This is a genomic window from Tahibacter harae (assembly GCF_024437735.1).
GTDB lineage: Bacteria > Pseudomonadota > Gammaproteobacteria > Xanthomonadales > Rhodanobacteraceae > Tahibacter > Tahibacter harae.
The window spans coordinates 355,607-373,618 of record NZ_JANFQO010000002.1 but is presented as its reverse complement, the minus strand read 5'-3'; the positions used below and the strand labels follow the sequence as shown (position 1 = coordinate 373,618).

The 18,012-nt window shown below is 67.4% G+C and carries 18 protein-coding genes; 12 read left to right on the top strand and 6 right to left on the bottom strand.

Translation table 11 applies throughout. The annotated features are described in order from the left end of the window. Positions 1–140 precede the first annotated feature (140 nt). The 5 genes from bamJ (at position 141) to NM961_RS03140 (ending at position 4,420) form a co-directional block, all read left to right on the top strand. Positions 141–896 (top strand): BamJ family beta-barrel-assembly machinery protein, encoded by a 756-nt coding sequence (gene bamJ / locus NM961_RS03160; RefSeq protein WP_255911185.1) that lies wholly within the window; start codon positions 141–143, stop codon positions 894–896. Positions 897–1,014: 118 nt separating this feature from the next. Further along, positions 1,015–2,358, top strand: coding sequence for a UDP-glucose dehydrogenase family protein (locus NM961_RS03155; protein ID WP_255911183.1), 1,344 nt, complete (start codon positions 1,015–1,017; stop codon positions 2,356–2,358). 28 nt (positions 2,359–2,386) lie between these two features. Then, positions 2,387–3,511, top strand: coding sequence for a GDP-mannose 4,6-dehydratase (gmd, locus tag NM961_RS03150; protein WP_255911181.1), 1,125 nt, complete (start codon positions 2,387–2,389; stop codon positions 3,509–3,511). Between the two features lies 1 nt (position 3,512). Further along, positions 3,513–3,734: a SlyX family protein gene (locus NM961_RS03145; RefSeq protein ID WP_255911179.1), complete on the top strand. Its 222-nt coding sequence runs from the start codon at positions 3,513–3,515 to the stop codon at positions 3,732–3,734. A 41-nt stretch (positions 3,735–3,775) separates the two neighbouring features. Continuing rightward, the gene (locus NM961_RS03140) at positions 3,776–4,420 is read left to right on the top strand and encodes a DUF2058 family protein (RefSeq protein ID WP_255911177.1); all 645 of its coding nucleotides are present in this window, start codon (positions 3,776–3,778) and stop codon (positions 4,418–4,420) included. A 66-nt stretch (positions 4,421–4,486) separates the two neighbouring features. Here the strand turns inward: NM961_RS03140 and phbB (NM961_RS03135) are convergent, their stop codons facing one another. The 4 genes from phbB (NM961_RS03135) to gluQRS all read right to left on the bottom strand — a co-directional run bounded on the left by phbB (NM961_RS03135) (position 4,487) and on the right by gluQRS (position 7,816). Continuing rightward, on the bottom strand, positions 4,487–5,233 hold the full coding sequence (gene phbB / locus NM961_RS03135; RefSeq protein ID WP_255911175.1) for an acetoacetyl-CoA reductase: 747 nt from the start codon (positions 5,231–5,233) through the stop codon (positions 4,487–4,489). 102 nt (positions 5,234–5,335) lie between these two features. Next, a complete protein-coding gene (phaR, locus tag NM961_RS03130) occupies positions 5,336–5,821 on the bottom strand; it encodes a polyhydroxyalkanoate synthesis repressor PhaR (RefSeq protein ID WP_255911173.1) in 486 nt (161 codons plus the stop codon). Between the two features lie 256 nt (positions 5,822–6,077). Then, positions 6,078–6,818, bottom strand: coding sequence for an acetoacetyl-CoA reductase (gene phbB / locus NM961_RS03125; protein WP_255911170.1), 741 nt, complete (start codon positions 6,816–6,818; stop codon positions 6,078–6,080). A gap of 83 nt (positions 6,819–6,901) precedes the next feature. Beyond that, complete coding sequence (gene gluQRS / locus NM961_RS03120) at positions 6,902–7,816, bottom strand: tRNA glutamyl-Q(34) synthetase GluQRS (RefSeq protein WP_255911167.1); 915 nt, start codon at positions 7,814–7,816, stop codon at positions 6,902–6,904. Between the two features lie 127 nt (positions 7,817–7,943). Here gluQRS and htpX point away from each other — a divergent pair, with 127 nt between their 5' ends. After that, complete coding sequence (gene htpX / locus NM961_RS03115) at positions 7,944–8,804, top strand: protease HtpX (protein ID WP_255911165.1); 861 nt, start codon at positions 7,944–7,946, stop codon at positions 8,802–8,804. Between the two features lie 92 nt (positions 8,805–8,896). On the opposite strand, the gene NM961_RS03110 is transcribed toward htpX, so the two are convergent. Beyond that, positions 8,897–10,969, bottom strand: coding sequence for an EAL domain-containing response regulator (locus NM961_RS03110; RefSeq protein ID WP_255911163.1), 2,073 nt, complete (start codon positions 10,967–10,969; stop codon positions 8,897–8,899). Between the two features lie 181 nt (positions 10,970–11,150). Continuing rightward, positions 11,151–12,161, bottom strand: coding sequence for an EF-P beta-lysylation protein EpmB (gene epmB / locus NM961_RS03105; protein ID WP_255911161.1), 1,011 nt, complete (start codon positions 12,159–12,161; stop codon positions 11,151–11,153). An 80-nt stretch (positions 12,162–12,241) separates the two neighbouring features. Between epmB and efp the strand changes: the two genes are divergently transcribed. The 6 genes from efp (at position 12,242) to folE2 (ending at position 17,649) form a co-directional block, all read left to right on the top strand. Beyond that, on the top strand, positions 12,242–12,808 hold the full coding sequence (gene efp / locus NM961_RS03100; RefSeq protein ID WP_255911159.1) for an elongation factor P: 567 nt from the start codon (positions 12,242–12,244) through the stop codon (positions 12,806–12,808). Between the two features lie 191 nt (positions 12,809–12,999). Continuing rightward, positions 13,000–14,328 (top strand): TRZ/ATZ family hydrolase, encoded by a 1,329-nt coding sequence (locus NM961_RS03095; RefSeq protein WP_255911157.1) that lies wholly within the window; start codon positions 13,000–13,002, stop codon positions 14,326–14,328. A 12-nt stretch (positions 14,329–14,340) separates the two neighbouring features. Next, positions 14,341–15,060: a bifunctional 2-polyprenyl-6-hydroxyphenol methylase/3-demethylubiquinol 3-O-methyltransferase UbiG gene (gene ubiG, locus NM961_RS03090; protein WP_255911319.1), complete on the top strand. Its 720-nt coding sequence runs from the start codon at positions 14,341–14,343 to the stop codon at positions 15,058–15,060. Next, entirely contained in the window at positions 15,057–15,731 is a 675-nt protein-coding gene (gene gph, locus NM961_RS03085) for a phosphoglycolate phosphatase (protein WP_255911155.1), read from the top strand. The genes ubiG and gph overlap by 4 nt, the downstream gene beginning before the upstream one ends. Then, positions 15,728–16,552, top strand: a complete 825-nt coding sequence (locus NM961_RS03080) for a hypothetical protein (protein ID WP_255911153.1) — start codon at positions 15,728–15,730, stop codon at positions 16,550–16,552. The genes gph and NM961_RS03080 overlap by 4 nt, the downstream gene beginning before the upstream one ends. A 128-nt stretch (positions 16,553–16,680) precedes the next feature. Then, positions 16,681–17,649: a GTP cyclohydrolase FolE2 gene (folE2, locus tag NM961_RS03075; protein WP_255911151.1), complete on the top strand. Its 969-nt coding sequence runs from the start codon at positions 16,681–16,683 to the stop codon at positions 17,647–17,649. Positions 17,650–18,012 lie beyond the last annotated feature (363 nt).

The window sequence follows — 18,012 nt, the reverse complement described above, 5'->3', positions numbered from 1 at the left end:
GCCGGCCGGGAACTTCCTGCCGGGCACCGGGTCGCAGGCCGCCGGACGTTTGCCTTCGACCCGCGGCGTCTACACAATACGCCGCCCCGTAGCGCCTAGCGGCCGTCGGGCCGCCTACACAATTCATCCAGGAGCAATTGATGAGCAAGTTTTTGCGCAAGAGCCTGACCGCTGCCGCCGTCGTCGCGGCGCTGGGCACCGCGGGCGCCACGTTCGCCCAGGAGCTCAAGACCGAGAAGGACAAGGTCAGCTACATGGTCGGTATGGACGTGGGCAAGGGCCTGGCTTCGATCAAGGACGAGATCGACATGGCCGTGGTGATCCAGGCGCTGAACGCCTCGGTCAAGGGCGAGAAGACCGCGCTGACCCAGGAAGAGGCGCTCAAGGTCCGCCAGGACTTCATGACCAAGCTGCAGGCCAAGCGTGCGGCGGAAGAGAAGGCCAAGGCCGAGACCAACAAGAAGGCCGGCGACGAGTTCCTGGCCAAGAACAAGGGCAAGAAGGGCGTGACCACCACGGCCTCGGGCCTGCAGTACGAAGTGGTCAAGGCCGGCACCGGTCCCAAGCCGAAGGACACCGACACCGTGCAGGTGCACTACACCGGCACTCTGCTGGACGGCACCAAGTTCGACAGCTCGGTCGACCGCGGCGAGCCGGCCACCTTCCCGCTCAAGGGCGTGATCCCGGGCTGGACCGAAGGCCTGCAGCTGATGCCGGTCGGTTCCAAGTACAAGTTCTACATTCCGTCCAACCTCGCCTATGGCGAGAGCGGCCCGCCGCCGATCGGCCCGAACGCCATGCTGACCTTCGAGGTCGAGCTGCTCAAGATCGTGCCGCCGGCCGAGACGGCCAAGCCGGCCGAAGCCGCCGCCAAGCCGGCTGAGAAGAAGCAGTAATCGCGATACCTGTTGCACCGGGGGCGCGGCGATCATCGCCGCGCCCTTTTTCGTTGCGGGCTGCTCCGGGCGGGCGGACTGCTAGAATCCTCCTCTTCGATCAAGGAATCGGCCGCGCATGAACGTCACCGTCTTCGGCACCGGTTACGTGGGTCTGGTCACCGGAACCTGCCTGGCGGAGATGGGCAACACGGTGGTCTGCGTCGACGTGGACGCGGCCAAGGTCGAGCGCCTGAACCAGGGCCAGATCCCGATTTACGAGCCCGGCCTGGAAGAGCTGGTGCTGGCCAACCATGCTGCCGGCCGGCTCGCCTTCACCACGGACCCTGCGCCGGCCATCGCCCACGGCGACGTCATCTTCATCGCCGTCGGCACGCCGCCGGACGAGGACGGCAGCGCCGATCTGCGCCATGTGCTCGCCGTGGCGCGCACCATAGGCCTGCACCTGGGGGCGGCCAGTATCATCGTCAACAAATCCACGGTTCCCGTCGGCACCGCCGACCGCGTGCGCGACACCATCGCCGCGGCGCTGCGCGAGCGCGGCGTGGACATCGGCTTCGACGTGGTCTCCAATCCGGAATTCCTCAAGGAAGGCGACGCGGTCAACGACTGCATGCGTCCCGACCGCATTGTCATCGGCAGCAGCAGCCCGGCCGCAGTCGCGGTGCTGCGCCGCCTGTATGCGCCGTTCAACCGCAACCACGACCGCATCGTGCTGATGGACGTGCGTTCGGCCGAGCTGACCAAGTACGCCGCCAATGCGATGCTGGCGACCAAGATCAGCTTCATGAACGAGATGGCCAATATCGCCGAGCGGGTCGGCGCCGACATCGAGCTGGTGCGCCATGGCATCGGTTCGGATCCGCGCATCGGCTATCACTTCATCTATCCCGGCGTGGGCTACGGCGGCTCCTGCTTTCCCAAGGATGTGCAGGCGCTGGACCGCATTGCCCGCGACCATGGCTACACGGCGCGCCTGCTGCAGTCGGTGGAGCAGGTCAACGCTGCGCAGAAGAATCGCCTGTTCGAGCTGATCGCGCAGCATTTCGGTGGCAATCTCGCCGGCCGCACCATCGCGCTGTGGGGCCTGGCCTTCAAGCCGAATACCGACGACATGCGCGAAGCGCCGAGCCGGCGCCTGCTGGAACAGCTGTGGCAGGCCGGCGCCACGGTGCGCGCCTACGATCCGGAAGCGCGCGAGGAGGCGCGTCATATCTACGGCGAACGCGCCGACCTGGTGTTGTGCGAGCAGGCCCAGCAAGCGGTGGCCGGCGCCGATGCGCTGGCCGTGGTCACCGAATGGAAGGCTTTCCGCAGCCCCGATTTCAAGCGTCTGGCCGCAACTTTGAAGCAGCCGGTGATCTTCGACGGCCGCAATATCTACGATCCGGCGGCGGTCGAGGCCGCCGGCATCGCCTACTACGGCATAGGCCGCGGCCGCAGCGTCGCGCACAGCCGCTGACACGGCAAACCGGCGGGGGAACGGCGCAGTGTCCAAACGAGCTTTGATTACCGGCATCACCGGCCAGGACGGCGCGTATCTGGCCGAACTGCTGCTGGGCAAGGGCTATGAAGTGCACGGCATCAAGCGGCGCACGTCGTCGTTCAACTCCGAGCGCATAGACCATCTCTACCACGAGCTGGACGAGGCCGTGCCCAAGGTGCATCTGCACTACGGCGACCTCACCGATTCGCTCAGCCTGCTGCGCGTGCTGCAGCAGGTGCAGCCCGATGAAATCTACAACCTCGGCGCGCAGAGCCATGTCGCGGTCTCGTTCGAGGAACCGGAGTTCACCGCGAATGCCGATGCGCTGGGCACGCTGCGCCTGCTTGAGGCAATGCGTGTGCTGGGCCTGGGCGGGCGCTGCCGCTTCTACCAGGCCTCGACTTCGGAACTGTTCGGCCAGGTGCGGGCCACGCCGCAGAGCGAGACCACGCCGTTCCACCCGCGCTCGCCCTACGGCGTGGCCAAGCTCTACGCGCACTGGATCACGCAGAATTACCGCGAGGCCTACGGCCTGTTCGCCTGCAGCGGCATCCTGTTCAACCACGAGTCGCCGCTGCGCGGCGAAACCTTCGTCACGCGCAAGATCACGCGCGGCCTGGCGCGCTGCGCCTATGGCCTGCAGCAGTGCGTCTACCTGGGCAACCTGGACGCCCGGCGCGACTGGGGCCATGCGCGCGACTACGTCGAGGCACAGTGGCTGATGCTGCAGCAGGCGCAGCCGCGCGATTACGTGATCGCGACTGGCGAGCAGCATACCGTGCGCGAGTTCGTGCAACTGGCGGCCCTGGCCATGCAGATCGAGCTGGAATTCTGCGGCGAAGGCGAAGCGGAATACGCCCGCGTCGTGCGCTGCGGCCTCGCCGGCAGCCAACTGGTGCCCGGCGACGTCGTCGTCCGCATCCATCCGCGCTATTTCCGTCCGGCCGAGGTCGATACCCTCGTCGGCGACGCCAGCCTGGCCCGGCACGAGCTGGGCTGGCAGCCGCGCACGGATTTTTCCGCCCTGGTCGCCGAAATGGCCGAAGCCGACCGCCGCCTGGCCGAACGTGAGGCGCAGGGGCTGGTAGGATCGCGTCACGGCCGCCACCTGATCGAGAAGCTGGGCTGACATGACGCTCGCAACCACGCTGGAAGAACGCCTGACCGAACTGGAAGTGCGCTTCGCCTTCCTGGAGGATACGGTCGCCGTGCTCAACCGTACCGTCGCGGCGCACGACCGCCTGCTCGGCGACATGCGCGAGGAGTTCCGCCGCCTGCGCAGCGAACTGGGTGCGGTGCGTTCCTCGCTGAGCCACGACCCGGCTTCCGAGCCGCCGCCGCCGCATTACTGAAACCCGCGTTTTCTCCACGCCATAGCAAGTGAAGATCGACCATGGCCGATTCCCTGCGTGACCAGTTGTTGAAAAGTGGACTGGTCCAGAAGTTGAAAGCCGAGGCCAAGCCGGCGTCCGCGCCGCAGGCCAAGCCAGCCCGCTCCGACGACGCTCGCCGCGGCCCGCCACAGGGCCGGCCCGGCGGTGCCAAACCCGGCGAACAGCGCAGGCCGGGCCAGGGCCGGCCCGCCGGGGGGCGTCCGGGGCAGGGCAAGCCAGCCGAGGGCCGGCCCGCCGCCGGCGGCGAGCCCGATCTGGCCCAGGCCTATGCGCTGCGCGCGCGCAGCGAACGCGAAGACCGCGAACGCAGCCAGCGCGAAGCCGAGCAGAAGGCGCGCGAGAAGCGCGAGAAGAAGGAACAGGTCGCGCGCCTGCTCAACGGCAAGGCGCTGAACGTGGCCGACGCCGAGCACGCGCGGCATTTCGAGCACGGCGGCAAGATCCGCCGTGTCTACTGCACCCAGGATCAGCTGGCCGCGCTCAACAAGGGCGAACTGGCCGTGGTGCAGCAGAACGGCCGCTACCTGCTGGTGGGCGCCGAACTCGCGCAGCAGGTGAAGGCGGTTTCCGCCGAGGCGCTGGTGCTGCTGGTGGATCCGAACGCACCGGTCGAGGACGACGTGCCGGCGGATCTGATCTGGTGAAACGAAAAAGCCGCGCGGGCTGCCCCGCGCGGCTTTGCTTCGTTGGGCCTGCGTGTTCGCGCCGTCTCAGAAATCCATGAAGTAGCCGCCGTTCACCGGAATGTTCGCGCCGGTGATGAAGCCCGAATCCGCCGCGACCAGGAAATCCACCACGCGGGCAATTTCCGACGGTTTGCCCAGGCGGCCCACTGGCACGTCCTCGATGATCTGGGCGCGGATCTCCGGCGCTATCTGCATCACCATTGCGGTCTCGCAATAGCCCGGCGACACGCTGTTGACGGTCACGCCCTTGCGCGCCACTTCGCGCGCCAGCGCCATGGTGAAGCCGTGCATGCCGGCCTTGGCGGCGGCGTAGTTGGTCTGGCCGAACTGGCCGGTCTGGCCGTTGACCGAGGAAATATTGACGATGCGGCCATAGCCGCGCGTGCACATGCCTTCCACGGCGTTGCGGCAGAGGTTGAACACGCCGTCGAGATTCACCGTCAGCACGCTGTGCCACTGTTCCTGGCTCATCTTGCGCAGGGTCGTGTCGCGGGTGATGCCGGCGGCATTGACCAGCACGTCCAGGCGGCCGTGCCCGGCCTCAATGCGCTGTATCAGTTCGGCGCAGGCGTCGAAGCTGGCGATATCCAGCGGCTCGAAGCGGATGCGGTCGCCCAGGTCGGCGGTTTCCTCGCGGAAGGCGGCGATGCGCTCGGTGCGTACGCCCAGGTCGGCGGCGATGACGAAATGCCCGGAGGCGGCCAGGTGGCGGCAGATTTCCGTGCCCAGGCCGCCGATGCCGCCGCTGACCAATGCGATGCGCTGATTCATTGCTTCCCCTGGAAATTGCTGCATACGCGAAGCTATTGCGCCGCAGCAGGCGGCGCTGTCAGCGCAGGCGGATGCCGGCGCGGCGCGGCCGCGCCGCGACGATCAGGATTTGTCCTTGTTGCCGCTGCCCGGCGGCTTCATCGAGCTGCTGGCGGCGTTGAGGAAACCCTGTTGCAGGGACTTCCACATGTCCATGTTGCGCTCGGTCAGATCGTTGAGCATGGACCAGGGCGTCTGCCCCATCATGGTGTTCAGCTGGCTGCGGAATTGCTGCTGCTGGTCGAGGAAGACCTGCAGGCTGCGCTCCAGATAGCCGCCCATGAAGCCCTGCAGGGAATCGCCGTAGAAACGGATCACCTGCGACAGCAGCTGGGTGGTGAACATGGGCTGGCCGCGTTCCTCGTGCTCGGCGATGATCTGCAGCAGGACGGAGCGGGTCAGTTCTTCGCCGGATTTGGCGTCGCGTACCTCGAATTCCTCGCCATCCACCACGAGCTGCCGGACTTCTTCCAGCGTGATGTAGCTGGAAATCTCGGTGTCGTAGAGGCGGCGGTTCGGGTACTTCTTGATGACTCGGACTTGTGCCATGCAGCGAAGCTAGCACGGCTTGCGGCGACGCACCAGCCGGTTTGCTGCGCAGCATTACCTATGGCAGGGGTGGTGCGTGGCGTTGGTCCGAGACCAATGTTGCAGTGTGCGCCCGGCTGCGCTGCAGAAAGCAGCGGGGGCGGAAGCGGTCCCGGCAGATCGTCGTCCCGGGACCGCGGACATTCATCGTCATATCGGGCGCAGGTCCGCGCGCTGCGCTTTTACCGCCGCGCGCGGACTGCTCCGGCAGCGGCCGTCACCAGCCCATGTAGTGGCCGCCGTTGATCGACAGGTTCGCACCCGTGACCCAGGCGGCCTCGTCCGGAATGAAGAAGCCGACGGCGTAGGCGATCTCATCCGGGTTGCCCAGGCGGCCGACCGGAATCTGCGCGGCGATCTTGGCGCGTACTTCCTCAGGCACGGCCATGACCATTTCCGTCGCCACGTAGCCTGGCGAAACCGTGTTCACGGTGATGCCGAACTTGGCGTTCTCCTGTGCCAGCGAGATGGTGAAGCCATGCATGCCGGCCTTGGACGCGGCGTAGTTGGCCTGGCCGTACTGGCCCTTCTGGCCGTTGATGGAGCTGATCTGAATGATGCGGCCCCACTTGCGCTCGCGCATGCCGTCGATGACCGGACGGGTGACGTTGAAGCAGGAATTGAGGTTGGTGTTGATGACTTCCTGCCACTGCAGGGCGGTCATCTTGTGGAAGGTGCCGTCGCGGGTGATGCCGGCGTTGTTGACCAGGATGTCGACCGGGCCGAGCTGGTCGGTCACTTGGCGCACCATGGCTTCGGCTGCGGCCGGATCGGCGACGTCACCGGCCGCCAGCGCCACCTCGACGCCGTCGCGCCGCAGGGCTTCCTGCCAGGCCGTGGCCCGGGCCTTGTCGCGATAGTTCGTCGCAACCTTGTGTCCCATCGCCGCCAGCTTGCGCACGATCGCTGTGCCGATACCGCCCGTTCCGCCTGTAACCAAAGCTACCCGTGAGGTCATGCTCCACTCCCAGTTTGTCGTTGTGATCCGTCGCAACGCGGGAAAGCCGCGTGACGCGGACTTCGCGCGATTCTACACAAGCGTCATGCATTGCCATGGTGCAGCTGCACATTTGTTTTTGCTGCATGCGCCAGCGCAGCGAGATCGAACGCCGGCACCGCGGCACGCAGCAGTGCGGCAACGCTGCCCGCGGACGCACACAGCGCCGGCGGCAGGCCGAGGAAGCGCAGCGCCGCGCGCAGCGCCGGCAGCGGCTCGGCCGCGTCCACCGGCAAGGCGCGGTCCTGCTTGCTCAGCTTGCGCCCGTCCGGGCCCAGCGCCAAAGGCAGGTGCACATACGCCGGCGTGGGCAGGCCCAGTTCGCGCTGCAGCCAGATCTGGCGCGGCGTGGAATCCAGCAGGTCGGCGCCGCGCACGACTTCGCTGACGCCCTGCCAGGCGTCGTCGACGACCACGGCCAGCTGATAGGCGAAATAGCCTTCGACCCGGCGCAGCACGAAGTCGCCGACCTCGTCCTGTAACTGTTGCACGCAGCGGCCGGCGACACCGTCGTCGAAGGCGATGGTTGCGGCCGGGACGCGCGCGCGCCAGGCCGGCGTGCGCGCCGGATCGGGTGCGGCCAGGCACGCGCCGCGATGCAGGCCGTCGCTGCGCGCCAGGTCGCTGCGGCTGCACCAGCAGGGAAAGGCCAGACCGCGGGCGGACAGCGCGGCCAGGGCCGCGGCATAGGCCTCGCCGCGTGTGTGCTGCCAGACCACGGCCTCGTCGGATTCCATGCCGAACGCGGCCAGGGTCGCGATCTGGCCGGCGGCGGCGCCGGCGATCTCGCGCGGCGGGTCCAGGTCCTCGATGCGCAGCAGCCAGCGGCCGCCCTGGCTGCGCGCGCGCAGCCAGCTGCCCAGGGCAGCGACCAGGGAGCCGAAATGCAGCGCGCCGGTGGGCGAGGGGGCGAAGCGGCCGCGGTAATCACATCCCGTTGCCATGTCCAGGTTGATCATGAGAAAGACTCAGCCGCCTGCCGCGAGGGTCGGCCGCGATGTCCGGGTCGGGCTCGGCTGCTTGAACTGGCCGGGATCGGACATAACTAGGGCTGCAGTCGGATTCGGATTACGGATATCTGTCGCCATGCGCATCCTTCTTTATCTCGCCACCAATATTGCCATCCTGTTTCTGCTCAGCATCGTCATCAAGCTGTTCGGGCTGGACGCGGCCGCGCGCACCAATCTGACTTCGCTGCTGATCATGGCCGGCGTCATCGGCATGGGCGGTTCCTTCATCTCGCTGGCCCTGTCCAAGTGGATGGCCAAGCGCGCAACCGGCGCGCAGGTGATCACCCAGCCGCAGAACGAAGTGGAGCAGTGGCTGCTGACCACCGTGCGGCGCCAGGCCGAGAAGGCCGGCATAGGCATGCCCGAGGTCGCGATCTACGACGGCCCGGAGATGAACGCCTTCGCCACCGGCATGAGCAAGAACAACGCGCTCGTCGCCGTGAGCATAGGCTTGCTGCACAACATGGACCGGCGCGAGGTCGAAGCCGTGCTGGCCCACGAGATCAGCCATGTGGCCAATGGCGACATGGTGACCATGGGCCTGATCCAGGGCGTGCTGAACACCTTCGTGATCTTTCTGGCTCGCATCATAGGCTCGGTCGTCGATGGTTTCCTGCGCGGCAACGATCGCGAAGGCGGCACTGGCATAGGCTATTTCATCACCGTGATGGTGGCCCAGCTGGTGCTTGGCCTGTTCGCCTCGCTGATCGTGATGTGGTTCTCGCGCTGGCGCGAGTTCCGCGCCGATGCCGGCGCGGCGCATCTGGAAGGCAAGGGCGCCATGATCGCCGCCCTGCGCCGCCTGGCCGACGGTCACGGCGCCTCGACCCTGCCCAAGGAAGTGGCCGCGTTCGGCATCAGCGGCGCCTGGGGCAAGCTGTTCGCCAGCCATCCGCCGATCGAGGATCGCATCGCCGCCCTCCAGTCTGCGGCGTAAAAAAAACGGCCCTGCGGGGCCGTTTTTTTTGGATTGGATATTCGTGATGGGAGCACGCTGCTTTTGCAGATCCCCGATCCCGAATCCCGTCTTCAGTGCAGATCGTGGACCATCACCTTCTCGGGTTCCTGCAGGAAGTTGCCCTGCACGAAGTTCACGCCGCAGCTGAAGAGGATGGACATGCTGGCCGCGTCCTCGACGAACTCCGCCACGGTGAGCTTGCCGGAGTGGTGGGCCTGGTCGCAGAGCTCCTTGAGCTTTTCCTGGTTTTCCTTGTGCTTGGGCAGGTCGGCCATGAAGCTGCGGTCCAGCTTCAGATAGTCCGCGTCGATGTGCTTGAGCAGCTGCATCGAGTTCAGGCCGGAGCCGAACTGCTCCAGGGCGAAGCCGCAGTGGATCTGCTTGAGGCCGGCGACGAAGGTGCGTGCCGGCTTGAGGCTGGTGACGACCTTGCTCTCGGGCATTTCGAACACCAGCGCGTCGCCGCGCAGGCGCGCGTTCTTGAGCTGCTGCGCGATCCACGGCAGCAGGGTCTGGTCTTCCAGCGACTGCGGCGTGAGCTTGATGAAATAGGTGGTCTTGATGCCGCTCTTCTCGCGCTCGACCAGGGCCTTGATCGCGTGGGCGATGACCCAGCGGTCGATCTGCGGCATCAGGCCGTGCTGTTCGGCGATGGGCAGGAAGAAGTTCGGCGTGATCTCGCCCTTGGGGCCCTGCATGCGCAGGAGGATCTCGAAGAAGTCGCCGTCGGCGCCGTGCAGGCTGATGATGGGCTGGTTGAACAGCACGAAGCCGTTGTTGGCCAGCGCGTCCTGCACCAGCTTGAGCCAGTGGCGCTGCTTCTCCTCGGCCGCCTTGTCCTGCGCGGCAGGGTCGAACACGTTGACGCGGTTGCCGCCCTCGGTCTGGGCCGCGCGCAGGGTGGTGTTGGCCTGGCCGAGTATGGCCTGGGCATTGGCGTTCTTCTCGCCGATCAGGCAGCCGCCCACGCTCATGGTGACATTGATCGACTGCTTGCCGACTTCAAAGATGCGCTCGTTGAAGGCCTTGAGCAGGACCTCGGCGACTTTCTTGGAATTTTCCTGGTCGCGCCCGATCAGCAGCACGGCGAAGGTGTGGTCGGCGAAGCGTGCGGCCACGTCGGCCTCGGCCAGGTGGCGGCGCATCAGGTTGGCCAGGTCGCCCAGCAGCAGGTCGGCGTTGCCGATGCCGATGGTGTCCAGCACCTTCTTGAAATTGTCCGGCTCCAGCAGCAGCAGGCAGCGGTCGTTGGCGCCGGCGGCCGCGGCGGCGACGGTGCGGTCCAGTTCCACCAGCAGGTGCTGGCGGTTGAACAGGTCGGTGACCAGGTCCTTGGAGCGCAGCGCGTCGAGTTCTTTTTCCAGCTCCGGATTGCTGGTCTGCTGGCGGAAGATGATCTGCTGGCAGGGCTCGCCTTCGTAGGTGGCCTCGGCGAATTCCATCACCGCGTCGAAGGTGGAACCGTTGGAGCGCTGTGCCTTGAGGTTGAGTTTCTGCGGCGGCTTCTCGCCCTTGGACAGCTTCTTCAGCAGCGCCTTGAAATCGTCGGCGTCGTCGGGCGCGATCATGTCCAGGATGGACATGCTCTCGATGTCCTCGAACTCGTCGAAGCCGAACATCTCCAGATAGGCCTTGTTCGCGCGCACGTGCATGCCCTCGTGCACATAGGCGATGGGATCGCGCGAGGAATCCAGCAGCGAGTCGCAGCGGCGCTCGGTCTCGCGCAGTGCGGCTTCGAGCTTGCGCACGTTGCGCCGCATGAGCAGGCTTTCGAATTCGCGCCGCACGATCATCTGGGTGTGATCCGGGCGGGTGCGCAGGGCGATGGCGCGGGCGCCGCTGCGGAAGGCGTTGACAATGGTGTCCTCGCTCGGCGCCAGCGCGCTGCCGACGATGGCGATGTCCTTGCCGCCGCGGTTGGCGGCGTCGGCGACCTGTTCCAGACGCAGCGACTTCGCCGCGAGATTGACCAGGATCACATCGGGGGTGTTCTGGACGATCTGGTCTTCGAGTTCGGCTTCGTTGCCGGCCCGGCCCGGGCGCACGGCGATGCCGCCGTTGCGCAAAACACTGATTTGCTGTTCGGCGTCTTCGACCGAATCCTCGATCAGCAACAACCTGATGACGCTGTCCTGTTTACTCATGTCCGCTCTGGGGGTGGGCGAGTGCCGGCAGCGGCCGGGACGGGATCCCGGCGTGGGTCGGCATCTGGCGGGTTCATTCCTGGGTATGAATTACGGAGGCATGGCGAGCAACCGCTTGTCGCCGTTTTTACCGGATTCATCCGGTTATTTCCACAGCGGATCCGGTTGCCTGAGTGGCGCATCACACTGGCGTCTTGGATTTTTCGCCGGCGATCTCGCGCACCAGGCGCGGCACCAGATAGCCCGGCAGGCGTGTGCGCAGGGCTTCGACCAGGGCGGCCGCGACCGTATCGTCGACCTCGAAATGGGCCGCACCGAGCACGCGGTCGAGCTGGTGCAGGTAGTAGGGCAGCACGCCGGCGGCGAAGCCGCGCTGCGACAGCGCGGCGAGCGCATCCGCGTCGTCGTTGACCCCGCGCAGCAGCACGGCCTGGTTGAGCAGGGTGCAGCCAGCCTCGCGCAGGCGCGCGCAGGCAGCGTCGACCTCGGCATCGAACTCGTTGGCGTGGTTGGCGTGCAGCACCACCACTTTCTGCAGCGGCAGCGCGGCCAGCCATCCGGTCAGGCCCTCGTCCACCCGCTGCGGCAGCACCACCGGCAGGCGGCTGTGGATGCGCAGCCGGGTCACGTGCGGCAGGCTCTGCAGCGCCTGGCCCAGCTCGACCAGCTTGGCGTTGGACAGGGACAGGGGATCGCCGCCGGACAGGATCAGCTCGTCGATGCTGGTATCGGCGGTGACGGCGGCCAGGGCCTCGCGCCAGTGATTGGCGGCGGCGGTCTCCTCGGCATAGGGAAAATGGCGGCGGAAGCAGTAGCGGCAGTTGACCGCGCAGGAGCCGGTTGCGATCAGCAGGGCGCGGCCGGCGTACTTCTGCAGCACACCGTGGGCGGAGCGGGCGGCGAGGTCGCCGACCGCGTCGATGCTGTACCCTGGCGTAGCCTCCAGCTCCGCCGCCAGCGGCAGCACCTGGCGCAGCAGCGGGTCGGCCGGGTCGCCGGGGCGCATGCGGGCGACGAAGCCGCGCGGCACGCGCAGGGCGAAACCAGTGTCGCGTCCGGGCAGCAGCTCGGCGGCCCGGTGCTGCAGGCCGAGCAGGCGCAGCAGCTCCAGCGGGTCGGTGACGGCCTCGCGCCACAGCTGCTGCCAGTTGCGGGCCGGTGGCTGCGCGCGCCGGCGGTTAGCGGTTATCATTGCTGGCTACTTTCCGGCTTTACGGCCAATCGACCATTGTAGCCGCAGATCGGCGGCGATTCTCTTTGCAGGAGCGACCCATGGCCAGCTATGGCATGAATGACGTCAAGAACGGCATGAAGATCATCGTGAACAACGAGCCGTGCGTCATCACCGAAACCGAATATGTCAAGCCGGGCAAGGGCCAGGCCTTCACCCGCGTGCGCTACCGCAACATCAAGTCCGGCCGTGTGGTCGAACTGACCATGAAGGCGACGGATTCGCTGGAACCGGCCGATGTCATGGATACCGACATGGAATACCTCTATTCCGACGGCGAGTTCTGGCACTTCATGCATCCGGAAACCCATGAGCAGGTCGGTGCCGAGGAGGCCGCCATGGCCGACGCGGCCAAGTGGCTCAAGGGCAACGAGACCTGCGTGGTGACCCTGTGGAACGGCAGCCCGCTGACCGTGGCGGCGCCGAATTTCGTCGAACTGGAAATCACTGAGACTGACCCCGGCGTGCGTGGCGACACCTCCGGCGGCGGCGGCAAGCCGGCCAAGCTGGAAACCGGCGCCGTGGTGCGCGTGCCGCTGTTCGTGGCCCAGGGCGAGAAGATCCGCGTCGATACGCGCACTGGCGAATACGTCTCCCGCGTCAAGTAAGGCGGCGCGGCGGCGCTGGAAGGGCCGGATCCGCTGCAGCGGCCGTGCTCCGGCGGCGCGGCGGAGTCCCGGCGCACCGCTGCGGCCGCGGACACAGATTCCGCATTCGCAAGGGAAATCCGGCCGCGCCGGGTTTCCCTTTTTCGTATCCGCCCCCATCATGCGCGGATCGTCAACGCCAGGAGCCGGACGTGAGTCCGACCACACAAGTCAAGATAGACACTCTGATCGAGGCGCGCTGGGTGGTGCCGGTGGAACCCCATGGCGTGGTGCTGGAGCAGCACGCGGTGGCGCTGGCCGGCGGACGTATCCTCGACCTGCTGCCGATCGCCGAGGCGCGGCAGAAGTACGCGCCGCGCGAGACCTGCCGCCTGGACGAACACGCGCTGATCCCGGGCCTTATCAATGCGCATACCCACAACCCCATGACCCTGATGCGCGGCATCGCCGACGATCTCGCGCTGATGACCTGGCTCAAGGAACATATCTGGCCGGCCGAGGCGCGTGCGATGAGCGCCGAATTCGTCCACGACGGGGTGGAGCTGGCCATCGCCGAGATGCTGCGCGGTGGCACCACCTGCTGCAACGAGAACTACTTCTTCCCCGACGCCCAGGCCGCGACCTACCGGCGCTACGGCTTCCGCGCCATGGTCGGCCTGCCGGTGATCGAATTCCCCAGCGCCTGGGCGCGCAGCCCCGACGAATACCTGGACAAGGCGCTGGCGGTGCATGACGAATACCGCGACGATGCCCTGGTCGGCACCGCCTTCGCGCCGCATGCGCCGTATACCGTCAGCAATACCAGCTTTGAACGCATCCGCATGCTGTCGGACCAGCTCGATCTGGCGGTGCATATGCACGTGCACGAGACTGCCCAGGAAGTCGAGGATTCGCGCCGCGAGCACGGCGTGCGGCCCATGACCCGGCTGCAGGGCCTGGGCCTGGTCAACGACCATCTGATCGCGGTGCACATGACCCAGCTCGACGAGGCGGAGATCCGCCTTTGCGCCGAGGCCGGCGTATCGGTAGTGCACTGTCCCGAATCCAATCTCAAGCTGGCCAGCGGCTTCTGCCCGGCCGAGGAACTGCGCAAGGCCGGCGTGAACATCGCCATCGGCACCGACGGCTGCGCCAGCAACAACGATCTCGACATGTTCGGCGAGATGCGCACGGCGGCGCTGCTGGCCAAGGGCGTCTCCGGCGATGCCAGCGCCCTCGATGCCGCCTCCACCCTGCGTGCGGCTACCTTGAACGCCGCCCGCGCCCTGGGCTGGGGCGACCGGCTGGGTTCGATAGCGCCGGGCAAGCTGGCCGACCTCACCGCGGTGCGCCTGGATGCGCTGGAAACCCTGCCCGTATTCAGCGTGACTTCGCAGCTGATCTACGCCTGCGGCCGCCACCAGGTCAGCGATGTGTGGATCGCCGGCGTACCCAAGCTGGCCGCGGGCGTGCTGGTCGATATGGACCCCGCCGCACTGCGCGCCAAGGCGCGCGAGTGGGGCGGGCGGCTGCGTGGCTGAGGTTTGAACGTGATGAATAGTGCCGTGGAAAAACGCGAGAACGTCGATCGCAGCGAGACCGCCAAATTCGACCGCTTGGCCAGTCGGTGGTGGGACCCCAACGGCGAATCCCGCCCCCTGCATGACCTCAATCCGGTGCGCCTGGCCTACGTGGCCGAACGCTGCAGCCTGCGCGGCGCGCGCGTACTGGATGTGGGCTGCGGCGGCGGTCTGCTGAGCGAGGCCCTGGCCGCCGCCGGCGCCCAGGTCACCGCCATCGACCTCGCCCCCGGCGTGCTCGACGTGGCGCGGCTGCATCTGTACGAATCCAACCTGACGGTGGATTACCGCGAGATCAGCGTAGAGGCCCTGGCGGCGGAAATGCCGGCCGGCTTCGACGCCGTCACCTGCATGGAAATGCTTGAACACGTGCCCGATCCCGGCAGCGTGGTCGAGGCCTGCGCACGCCTGCTCAGGCCCGGCGGGCGGTTTTTCGCCTCCACCCTGAACCGCACGCCGCAGGCCTTCGCCCTGGGCATCGTCGGCGCGGAATACCTGCTGCGCCTGCTGCCGCGCGGTACGCATCACTACAGCCAGTTCATCAAGCCCAGCGAAATGGCCGCGGCCCTGCGCCAGGCGGGGCTGGAACTGGAAGACTTGCGCGGCCTGGACTACAACCCGCTGACCCGCCGCGCCAGTCTCAAGGCTTCGGTCGCCGTGAACTACCTGGTCAGCGCGGTGAAGCCTGCATGAGGCTGCTCGGACGCGATCTGGATGCGGTGCTGTTCGACCTGGACGGCACCCTGGTCGATTCCGCACCGGACCTGGTTGCCGCGATGCAGCGCCTGTGCCGCGAGCTGGGCCAGCCCGAGCCGGATACGGCCGGCGTGCGCGCCGCCGTGTCCAAGGGCGGCCGGGCCATGCTGCGGCGCGGCCTGCCGGGCCTGGACGATGCGCGCTACGACGCGCTGCTGCCGCGTTTCCTGGACCTCTACGCCGCCGATATCGCCCAGCTGTCGCGGCCTTTCGACGGCGTGGATGCGCTGATCCGCGCCATCGAGGCGCGCGGCGCGCGCTGGGGCGTGGTTACCAACAAGCCCGGCTGGCTGGCGCGGCCGCTGCTGCAGCAACTGGGCTGGAGCACGCGCAGCGCGGCCCTGGTCAGCGGCGACTGCCTGGCAGTGAAGAAGCCGGATCCGGCGCCGATACTGCGCGCCTGCGAGCTGGCCGGCGTGGCACCGCAGCGCTGTGCCTACGTCGGCGACGACCTGCGCGATATCGAGGCCGGCCGCGCCGCCGGCATGCTCACGGTCGCGGCCGCCTGGGGCTATCTGGATGGCGAGGATCCGCAGGCCTGGGCGGCCGACTGGGTGGCCCGGTCGGCGCAGGAGCTGCACGCGGCGCTGGAACTGCTCGCCGCATGAGCGAGACCGAAGCCGAAGACGCTTTCGTCGCCAAGCTGGTCCAGGCCTATCCCGAATTCCGCCTGTTGCAGCCGTATCTGCGCACGCCGGCCGGGGCGGCCCGGCTGGCCTTTGAAGGCATCGCGCACGAACTGACCCAGGCCGTGTTCCATCTGCCCGAGCCGGTGGTAGCGACCGGCAAGTTGCAGTGGTGGGCCGAGGAACTGGAGCGCTGCGTCGCTGGCGAGGCGCGTCATCCGCTGACGCGCCGGCTGGGCCGGGTGCCGGCGACGCGCTGGGATCGCGCCGCCTTTGCGCCGCTGCTGGCCGCGGCCAACCATGTGCACGAGGCGGCACCGGCGTCGGACTTCAGCGCTCAGCTGGCCCAGTTGCGGCCGGTTTTCCTCGCCCTGGAGCACTGGCGCGAACCGCTGCTGGGCGCGGCCGGGCAGGGCAGCCAGGCCCAGGCCGAGTTGCGGGCGCTCAGCCATCTGCTGCGCCAGCTGGCGCGGCTGCCGCTGGACGATGACAGCGGCGGCCCGGCAGTTTCCATGCAGTTGCTGGCGCGGCACCAGCTGGGCGGCGCCGAACTGGCCACGGCCGGTCCGGCGCGCGACGCCCTGGTGCGCGAACAATTGGCGCGGATCGCGGCGGCCCTGAGCGATCTGGCGCTGCCCGCCGGCGGCAGCTGGATCCTGCGCCTGCGCGCGCGCTGCGAACGCTGGCGCGCCCGCCCGCTGGCGCCAGGCGATCCGTTCGCGCAACTCTGGCCGCGGCTGGACCGAGTCCCCTGGAACACCGCCTGGCTGGCCTGGCGCGAGGCCCGCCGCGGCGGCTGTTAAGCTATTGACCCGCGCCGAAGCGGCCCCACCTGCACCAATTCCGGTGCCCGCACGGCCGGCGAGGGGGCAAACCCTGCGGCGGCGGCGCTTTTGCGCCGCGGCGGCAACCGTTTCTGCAAGGATTCCGTATGCGCAGCAGTGAAAACACCGTCCGTTCCATGCCCGATGTCGCCAACGACGCCCGCCCCCACGTGGCCGGTGCGCTGGAGTGGGTGGGCATGGGCGAGATCGAGGTGCCGATCAGCCTGAACAGCCCTGACGGCCGTACGGTGCAGTCCGGCGCCCGCGTCACGGCCTATGTGAACCTGACCCGGCCCGAGGCGCGCGGCATCCACATGTCCCGGCTTTATCTGCACGTGGACAAGTCGCTGTCCAACGAGCCGCTGACGCCGTGCTCGCTGCGCCGCCTGCTCAAGGATTTCCTGGATTCCCACGCCGAGCTGTCCGATCGTGCCCTGGTGCGCATCCGCTTCGATCATCTGGTGCGCCGACGCGCCCTGGTCAGCGATAACAGCGGCTGGAAGTCCTACCCGGTCATGCTCACTGCGCTGATGGACCGCGGCCATTTCAGCCTGGAGCTGGCCTATGAAGTGGTCTATTCCAGCACCTGTCCCTGTTCCGCCGCGCTGGCGCGGCAGTTGATCCAGGAACGTTTCGGCGAGGATTTCGCCCGCGGCAAGACGCTTGACTATGACCAGGTCCTGGCCTGGCTGGGCAGCGAGCAGGGCATCTGCGCCACGCCGCACAGCCAGCGCAGTTCGGCGGAGGTTCGCGTCAAGCTGGTACAGGGCTTCGATTTCCCGCTGATCGAGCTGATCGACCGGGTCGAGGATGCCCTGCAGACGCCGGTACAGACCGCGGTCAAGCGCGTCGACGAACAGGCCTTCGCCCGCCTCAACGGCGAGAATCTGATGTTCTGCGAGGACGCCGCACGCCGCGTGCAGCATGCGCTGGATGCGGACGAACGCATCGTCGACTTCTGGGTGCGTGCCTCCCACTACGAAAGCCTGCATCCGCACAACGCCGTGGCCGTGGCCACCAAAGGCCTGCCCGGCGGCTACAGCGGCGGCATGGATACGTTCGCGCCGCTGCGCTGAGGCCATTTTCCTGAGCAGGTCGGGCGAGGGCGACTGCCCGCGCCTGCCTGCCGGCGTGCCCGCTTCCGCACCTATCCGCGCCCTCGTGCGCGCAATTGTCGCAACACTTGCCGGCAATATCCGCAACCTCCGTCGTAATGCCTAGTGGCGTTTCCGCCATGGCTGCGGCGGCTGCCGTTGCGTGTACGCGACACTTTCGCGTGCCTGCGCATCAGTGCCGTAACACTGCGCAATTTCCGCAAACTGGGCTGTTTTTCCTGTGGCGATGAGCTCTTGCACTGGAAAGTGCGGCGAAAATCTGCTTGGGAAATCCGTGCTGTTGCTTCGCAACATCACTCAGATGTTGCAGAAATGTTGGCGAGG

Bases quoted from the DNA above. Each gene is read 5' to 3' on its own strand.
- NM961_RS03145 (WP_255911179.1), top strand. From the start codon at position 3,513: ATGACGCTCGCAACCACGCTGGAAGAACGCCTGACCGAACTGGAAGTG.
- epmB (WP_255911161.1), bottom strand. From the start codon at position 12,161: ATGATAACCGCTAACCGCCGGCGCGCGCAGCCACCGGCCCGCAACTGG.
- ubiG (WP_255911319.1), top strand. From the start codon at position 14,341: ATGAATAGTGCCGTGGAAAAACGCGAGAACGTCGATCGCAGCGAGACC.
- gph (WP_255911155.1), top strand. From the start codon at position 15,057: ATGAGGCTGCTCGGACGCGATCTGGATGCGGTGCTGTTCGACCTGGAC.
- phbB (WP_255911175.1), bottom strand. From the start codon at position 5,233: ATGAATCAGCGCATCGCATTGGTCAGCGGCGGCATCGGCGGCCTGGGC.
- bamJ (WP_255911185.1), top strand. From the start codon at position 141: ATGAGCAAGTTTTTGCGCAAGAGCCTGACCGCTGCCGCCGTCGTCGCG.
- phaR (WP_255911173.1), bottom strand. From the start codon at position 5,821: ATGGCACAAGTCCGAGTCATCAAGAAGTACCCGAACCGCCGCCTCTAC.
- NM961_RS03080 (WP_255911153.1), top strand. From the start codon at position 15,728: ATGAGCGAGACCGAAGCCGAAGACGCTTTCGTCGCCAAGCTGGTCCAG.
- NM961_RS03110 (WP_255911163.1), bottom strand. From the start codon at position 10,969: ATGAGTAAACAGGACAGCGTCATCAGGTTGTTGCTGATCGAGGATTCG.
- phbB (WP_255911170.1), bottom strand. From the start codon at position 6,818: ATGACCTCACGGGTAGCTTTGGTTACAGGCGGAACGGGCGGTATCGGC.
- gluQRS (WP_255911167.1), bottom strand. From the start codon at position 7,816: ATGATCAACCTGGACATGGCAACGGGATGTGATTACCGCGGCCGCTTC.
- htpX (WP_255911165.1), top strand. From the start codon at position 7,944: ATGCGCATCCTTCTTTATCTCGCCACCAATATTGCCATCCTGTTTCTG.
- NM961_RS03140 (WP_255911177.1), top strand. From the start codon at position 3,776: ATGGCCGATTCCCTGCGTGACCAGTTGTTGAAAAGTGGACTGGTCCAG.
- NM961_RS03155 (WP_255911183.1), top strand. From the start codon at position 1,015: ATGAACGTCACCGTCTTCGGCACCGGTTACGTGGGTCTGGTCACCGGA.
- folE2 (WP_255911151.1), top strand. From the start codon at position 16,681: ATGCGCAGCAGTGAAAACACCGTCCGTTCCATGCCCGATGTCGCCAAC.
- efp (WP_255911159.1), top strand. From the start codon at position 12,242: ATGGCCAGCTATGGCATGAATGACGTCAAGAACGGCATGAAGATCATC.